The 7,252-nt window shown below is 64.5% G+C and carries 6 protein-coding genes; 5 read left to right on the forward strand and 1 reads right to left on the reverse strand.

Annotation, left to right across the window (positions count from 1 at the left end; translation table 11 throughout):
* Window positions 1–28: 28 nt before the first annotated feature.
* Window positions 29–1,765: an IlvD/Edd family dehydratase gene (locus ACP7CJ_RS19715; RefSeq protein WP_253394940.1), complete on the reverse strand. Its 1,737-nt coding sequence runs from the start codon at window positions 1,763–1,765 to the stop codon at window positions 29–31.
* A gap of 192 nt (window positions 1,766–1,957) precedes the next feature.
* Between ACP7CJ_RS19715 and ACP7CJ_RS19720 the strand changes: the two genes are divergently transcribed.
* The 5 genes from ACP7CJ_RS19720 to ACP7CJ_RS19740 all read left to right on the forward strand — a co-directional run.
* Window positions 1,958–3,280 (forward strand): MFS transporter, encoded by a 1,323-nt coding sequence (locus ACP7CJ_RS19720; protein WP_426101195.1) that lies wholly within the window; start codon window positions 1,958–1,960, stop codon window positions 3,278–3,280.
* A gap of 21 nt (window positions 3,281–3,301) precedes the next feature.
* The gene (gene araD1, locus ACP7CJ_RS19725; RefSeq protein ID WP_276193542.1) at window positions 3,302–4,294 is read left to right on the forward strand and encodes an AraD1 family protein; all 993 of its coding nucleotides are present in this window, start codon (window positions 3,302–3,304) and stop codon (window positions 4,292–4,294) included.
* Between the two features lie 11 nt (window positions 4,295–4,305).
* Window positions 4,306–5,886, forward strand: coding sequence for an aldehyde dehydrogenase (NADP(+)) (locus ACP7CJ_RS19730; RefSeq protein ID WP_426101197.1), 1,581 nt, complete (start codon window positions 4,306–4,308; stop codon window positions 5,884–5,886).
* Window positions 5,887–5,922: 36 nt separating this feature from the next.
* On the forward strand, window positions 5,923–6,786 hold the full coding sequence (locus tag ACP7CJ_RS19735) for an SMP-30/gluconolactonase/LRE family protein (RefSeq protein WP_426101199.1): 864 nt from the start codon (window positions 5,923–5,925) through the stop codon (window positions 6,784–6,786).
* 38 nt (window positions 6,787–6,824) lie between these two features.
* Window positions 6,825–7,252, forward strand: a 428-nt coding sequence (locus ACP7CJ_RS19740; RefSeq protein WP_426101201.1) for a substrate-binding domain-containing protein, incomplete at its 3' end; no start/stop codon positions are given.

Here is a 7,252-nt window from a genome sequence, read left to right on the forward strand (position 1 = left end):
CTAAATAGGCGGCATCATAGCATCCCAATTAGTGGGAATGACGCGGGACTTCGGCCCCACGGCAACCCACCAGGAAATCGAAGTCGCACCCCTGGTCCGCCTGCAGCACGTGGTCGATGTACAGTTGGCGATAGCCGCCGACGATCAGCTTCTGCGGGGGTTTCAGGTCGGCCATGCGCGCCGCCAGCTCGGCGTCGGGGATGTCCAGGTGCAAGCGCCCGTTGGCGCAGTCGAGTTCGATCCAGTCACCTTCCTGCACCGTGGCCAACGGCCCGCCGGCAGCGGCTTCCGGTGCCACGTGCAAAACCACCGTGCCATATGCCGTGCCGCTCATGCGCGCATCGGAAATCCGCACCATGTCGGTCACGCCCTGGGCCAGCAGCTTGGCCGGCAGGCCCATGTTGCCGACTTCGGCCATGCCCGGGTAACCCTTGGGCCCGCAGTTCTTCATGACCAGGATCGAGTTGGCGTCGACGTCCAGGTCCGGGTCGTTGATGCGCGCCTTGTACATGTCGAAATCCTCGAACACCACGGCGCGGCCACGGTGCTGCATCAGCGTCGGGCTGGCGGCCGACGGCTTGAGCACCGCGCCCAGCGGGGCGAGGTTGCCGCGCAGCACACAGATGCCGCCGTCGGCGCGGATCGGGTTGTCGAGGGTGCGGATCACTTCGTCCTGGCCGTAGATCGGCGAATCCTTGGTGTTCTCGCCCAACGACTTGCCGTTCACGGTCAAGGCATTCGGGTGCGGGATCAGGTTGGCTTCACCGAGACGGCGCAGCACCGCCGGCAGGCCGCCAGCGTAGTAGAACTCTTCCATCAAGAAACGCCCGGACGGTTGCAGGTCGACGATGGTCGGCATGCCGCGCCCGATGCGCGTCCAGTCGTCCAGATCGAGCTCGACACCGATGCGTCCGGCGATGGCTTTGAGGTGGATCACCGCATTGGTCGAACCGCCGATGGCCGCATTCACGCGGATCGCGTTTTCAAAGGCTTCCTTGGTGAGGATCTTCGACAGTTTCAAGTCTTCGCGCACCATCTCCACCGCGCGCATGCCGGACATATGCGCCAGCACATAACGTCGCGCATCCACCGCCGGGATTGCCGCGTTGTGCGGCAGCGACGTGCCGAGTGCCTCGGCCATGCAGGCCATGGTCGACGCGGTGCCCATGGTGTTGCAGGTGCCCGCCGAACGCGACATGCCGCCCTCGGCCGCGAGGAAGTCATCCAGGGTGATGGTGCCGGCCTTGACCTGTTCGCTGAGCTGCCATACCACCGTGCCCGAGCCGATGTCCTGGCCCTTGTGTTTGCCGTTGAGCATCGGCCCGCCAGTGACCACGATGGCCGGCACGTCGCAACTGGCCGCGCCCATCAGCAGCGCCGGGGTGGTCTTGTCGCAGCCGGTCAGCAACACCACGCCGTCGATGGGGTTGCCGCGAATTGCTTCCTCCACGTCCATGCTCGCCAGGTTGCGCGTGAGCATGGCGGTGGGGCGCAGGTTCGATTCGCCATTGGAGAACACCGGGAATTCCACGGGGAAGCCGCCGGCCTCGATCACGCCACGCTTGACGTGCTCGGCGATCTGGCGGAAGTGGGCGTTGCACGGGGTCAGCTCGGACCAGGTGTTGCAGATACCGATGATCGGTTTGCCGTGGAACTGATGGTCGGCGATGCCCTGGTTCTTCATCCAGCTGCGGTACATGAAGCCGTTCTTGTCGGCGGTACCAAACCACTGGGCGGAGCGCAGGCCAGGTTTTTTATCGGACATGATGGTTTCTCTTATTGTATGACTATATGTTCGCTATGGAGCTAAACATAAGCGCAAAATGTTAGGTTTGGAAGTGTTGTTTCGCAAATAGTACTACTATATAGTCAATCTCAACTGAGGTATGGCCCTGGCGGATTTTCGCGAGAGGCGTCCCCCGAGCTTCTATAAAAACAACAATCGGAGATCGACCCCATGAGCCAGGAACTGCGGCTTATACGGCGCATCACGCTGAAACTGATTCCCTTCCTCGTCCTGCTGTACCTGATCGCCTACGTGGACCGCTCCGCCGTGGGGTTCGCCAAGCTGCACATGGGCGCCGACGTCGGCATCGGTGATGCGGCCTACGGCTTTGGCGCAGGCCTGTTCTTCATTGGCTATTTCCTGTTCGAGATCCCCAGCAACCTGATGCTCGATCGCTTCGGCGCACGGCGCTGGTTCGCACGGATCATGATCACCTGGGGCACCATCACCATCGGCATGGCGTTCGTGCAGGGGCCGCAGAGCTTCTATGTGATGCGCTTTCTGCTCGGCGCGGCCGAGGCCGGGTTCTTCCCCGGCGTTCTGTACTACATCACCCAGTGGTTCCCGGTGCGCCATCGCGGCAAGATCCTCGGGCTGTTTATCCTCTCGCAACCGATCGCAATGATGATCACCGGCCCGGTCTCCGGCGGCCTGTTGGGCATGGACGGCACCCTCGGGCTGCACGGCTGGCAATGGCTGTTCATCGTCATCGGCACCCCGGCGATCCTGCTCACCTGGCCGGTGCTGCGCTACCTGCCGGACGGCCCCAAGCAGGTCAACTGGATGAGCGAAGACGAAAAAGCCTGGCTCACCGGCGAACTGGCCAAGGACCTGCAAGCCTACGGCCAGACCCGCCACGGCAATCCGCTGCATGCCCTCAAGGACAAGCGCGTGTTGCTGCTGGCGCTGTTCTACTTGCCGGTGACCCTGAGCATCTACGGGTTGGGCCTGTGGCTGCCGACGCTGATCAAGCAGTTCGGCGGCACGGACCTGGTCACCGGCTTTGTGTCGGCGGTGCCGTATATCTTCGGGATCATCGGGCTGTTGATTATCCCGCGCAGTTCCGACCGTTTGAACGATCGCTACGGCCACCTGGCGGTGCTCTACGTACTGGGTGCCATCGGCTTGTTCTTCAGTGCCTGGCTGAGTGTGCCGGTGCTGCAAATGGCGGCGCTGTGCCTGGCGGCGTTCGCGATGTTTTCCTGCACGGCGGTGTTCTGGACCCTGCCCGGGCGGTTTTTTGCCGGGGCGAGTGCGGCGGCGGGCATTGCCTTGATCAACTCGGTGGGCAACCTCGGCGGCTATATCGGCCCGTTCGTGATTGGCGCGCTCAAGGAATACACCGGCAACCTCGCCTCGGGCTTGTACTTCCTGTCGGCAGTGATGGTGTTCGGGTTGCTGCTGACCGGCGTGGTCTATCGTCTGCTGGAGCGCAAGCATGTGCTGCCGGCCGACCAATTCGCCGCGAGCGCCCGTGGCGCCACGCGTACTTAATCGATGATCAGGAGAAGCGGCATGCGTTTAGTTCAGTTCGAGTTGCGCAACGGTGAGCGTCGGGTCGGCGTGGTGGAAGGTAGCCAGGTGCGCGAAGTGCTCAGCGCGCACAGCGTGCGCGAGTTGGCGCTGGCCGCGATCGAAGCGGGCGTGGGCCTCGCGCAGCAGGTGCAGAGCCTCGGCCTGGGCGACAGTCACACCTACGCCGAGCTGCTCGCCGACCTGAAGATCCTGCCACCGCTGGACCACCCGGACCCGGCCCATATGCTGATCAGCGGCACCGGCCTGACCCACCTGGGCAGCGCGTCGGCGCGGGACAAGATGCACCAGCAGGGCGGTGACGACAGCGCGCTGACCGACACCATGCGCATCTTCAAATGGGGCGTGGAGGGCGGCAAACCGGCGGCGGGCCAGGCGGGCGTGCAACCGGAGTGGTTCTACAAGGGCGACGGCAGCATCGTCGTGCGCCCCGGCGCGGCGTTCCCGGTGCCGCCTTTTGCCGAAGATGCCGGCGAAGAGCCGGAGATCGGCGGGCTGTATGTGATCGGCCACGACCGCAAGCCCTATCGCGTGGGTTTTGCGGTGGGCAACGAGTTCTCCGACCACGTGATGGAACGCAAGAACTACCTGTACCTGGCCCATTCCAAACTGCGCAGTTGCAGCTACGGCCCGGAGTTGCGCGTGGGCGAGTTACCGCAACATCTGGCCGGCACCAGCCGCATCCTGCGCAACGGCGAAGTGATCTGGCAGAACGAATTCCTCAGTGGCGAGGCCAATATGTGCCACAGCCTGGAAAACCTTGAGTACCACCACTTCAAATACAGCCAGTTCCTCAAACCTGGCGATGTCCACATTCATTTCTTCGGCACCGCGACCCTGTCATTCGCCGACGGTATACGTACCCAACCGGGCGATGTGTTCGAGATCAGCCAGGCCGAGTTCGGCGCGCCGCTGGTCAATCGTGTCGGCAGTGCTAACGCCGTCTTCGCACCCGGCGACGTCATCACCCTTTAAAGGAGAGCCACATGTCCCAGTTCCTTGGCCACAACTTCATCGGCGGCCAGCGCAGCGCCAACGGCAACCTCAAGCTGCAGAGCATCGATGCAGCGACCGGCGAAGCCTTGCCCCAGGCTTTCTACCAGGCGACCCCGCAGGAAGTCGACGCCGCTGCCAAGGCGGCGGCGGCGGCTTACCCGGCGTACCGCGCCTTGAGTGCAGCGCGCCGCGCGCAGTTCCTGGAGGCGATCGCCGATGAGCTGGACGCGCTGGGCGATGATTTTGTCGAGCGGGTCTGCCGTGAAACCGCGCTGCCCGCTGCCCGTATCAAAGGCGAGCGCGGCCGCACCAGCGGGCAGATGCGTCTGTTCGCGACGGTGTTGCGCCGTGGTGATTTCTATGGCGCGCGCATCGACAAGGCACTCCCGGATCGCCAGCCGCTGCCGCGCCCGGACCTGCGCCAGTACCGCATCGGCCTGGGCCCCGTCGCCGTGTTTGGCGCGAGCAACTTCCCCCTGGCGTTTTCCACGGCAGGCGGGGATACCGCCGCCGCGCTGGCGGCCGGTTGCCCGGTGGTGTTCAAGGCCCACAGCGGGCATATGGCCACGGCCGAGTGCGTCGCCGATGCGATCATTCGTGCGGCCGAGGCCACCGAAATGCCGGCGGGCGTGTTCAACATGATCTTCGGTGGCGGCGTCGGTGAGGCGCTGGTCAAGCATCCGGCGATCCAGGCGGTCGGCTTTACCGGCTCGCTCAAGGGCGGGCGCGCCTTGTGCGACATGGCGGCGGCACGCCCGCAGCCGATCCCGGTGTTCGCCGAGATGTCGAGCATCAACCCGGTCATCGTGCTGCCCCAGGCCCTGCAGGCGCGCGCGCAAACCGTGGCCCGCGAGCTGACTGCCTCGGTGGTGCAAGGCTGCGGCCAGTTCTGTACCAACCCCGGCCTGGTGATCGGCCTCGCGTCGCCGGCTTTCAGCGCGTTCACCCAGCAGGTGGCGCAACTGATCGGCGATCAGCCGGCGCAGACCATGCTCAATGCCGGCACCTTGAGCAGCTATGACAAGGGTCTGCAAACACTGCTGGCGCATCCCGGCATCCAGCACCTGGCGGGTCAGGCGCAAGCCGGCAATCAGGCGCGGCCGCAGCTGTTCAAGGCCGATGTCAGCCTGCTGGTCGACGGCGATGAAGTGCTGCAAGAGGAAGTGTTCGGCCCCACCACGGTGTTCGTCGAAGTCGCCGACCAGGCCCAGCTCAGCGTTGCCTTGCACGGCCTACACGGCCAGCTCACGGCGACGATCATCGGCGAGCCGGCCGACCTGCAGCAGTTTGCCGAACTCACGCCGCTGCTGGAGCAGAAAGTCGGGCGCATCCTGCTCAACGGCTACCCCACCGGCGTGGAAGTGTGCGACGCAATGGTCCACGGCGGCCCGTACCCCGCGACGTCGGATGCGCGCGGCACCTCGGTCGGCAGCCTGGCCATCGACCGCTTCCTGCGCCCGGTGTGTTTCCAGAACTACCCGGACAGCCTGCTGCCCGACGCGTTGAAAAACGCCAACCCATTGCGTATCCAGCGCCTGGTGGATGGCACGCCGTCACGCGACGCGCTGTAACGCGCACCTGAGAACAACAACAATCCAGGAGGCTTCATGTCGTTTCACGCCGTCACCGCGCACCGTGCGCAACTGGGGGAGGGCCCGTTCTGGGACGTGCCCACCCAGGCCCTGTATTGGGTCGACATCGCCGGCAAACAGGCGCTGCGCCTGATGGACGGGCAATTGCAGGCCTGGCGGTTGCCGGAGCATGTCTCCGCGTTTATCCCGTGTGAAAGCGGCGATGCGCTGGTGACCTTGAGCAGCGGCGTGTATCGACTGAACCTCGCGACCGAAGCCTTGCGCCTGTTCTGCGTGGCCGACCCGCACGCGGGCAACCGTGGCAATGAAGCGCGCTGCGACGCCCAGGGTCGCCTGTGGCTGGGCACCATGCAGAACAACCTCGGCGAACAGGGTGAAGACTTGCCCGTCACGCGACGTTCCGGCGGGCTGTTTCGCGTTGATGCCGATGCGCGGGTCACGCCGTTGCTGCACGGCCTGGGTATTCCCAACACCTTGCTGTGGAGCGCGGACGGCACCCAGGTGCATTTCGGCGACAGCCTCGACGGCACGCTGTATCGGCATACAATCCAACCGAACGGCCAACTCGACCCTGCCCAAGTGTGGTTCGGCCCGCACGGGCGCGGCGCGCCGGACGGCTCGGCCATGGACAGCCAAGGCTATCTCTGGAACGCACGCTGGGACGGCAGTTGCCTGCTGCGCCTGACGCCGGAGGGTGAAGTGGATCGCATCATCGAACTGCCCGTCAGTCGCCCCACCAGTTGCGTGTTCGGCGGCCCCCACCTCACCACCCTGTACATCACCAGCGCCGCCAGCCCCCTTGATCACCCGCTGGATGGCGCGGTGCTTGCCATCGAGGTCGATGTGCCCGGTAAACCCTGTCACCGCTTTGCTGGCTGAACCCAAGACTTTAAAAACAACAACAAGGAGTCACCCGTATGAATCGTCGTCGTGGTTTGCGTTCCCTGTGCTGTGCCGCCGTCGCGGCCTCGGCCCTGAGCATGAGCGGCCTGTTGCTGGCCGCCGAAGAAGTGAAGATCGGCTTTTTGGTTAAACAAGCCGAAGAACCCTGGTTCCAGACCGAATGGGCCTTCGCCGAAAAAGCCGGCAAGGAACATGGTTTCACCGTGATCAAGATCGCCGTGCCCGACGGCGAGAAAACCCTCTCGGCCATCGACAGCCTGGCCGCTAACGGCGCCAAGGGGTTTGTGATCTGCCCGCCGGACGTGTCCCTCGGCCCGGCCATCGTCGCCAAGGCCAAAGCCAACGGCTTGAAAGTGATCGCGGTGGATGATCGTTTCGTCGACGCCAAGGGCAATTTCATGGAGGACGTGCCGTACCTGGGCATGGCCGCTTTTGAAGTCGG

It is taken from the genome of Pseudomonas sp. PSPC3-2 (assembly GCF_049897085.1).
Lineage (GTDB): Bacteria > Pseudomonadota > Gammaproteobacteria > Pseudomonadales > Pseudomonadaceae > Aquipseudomonas > Aquipseudomonas paraveronii.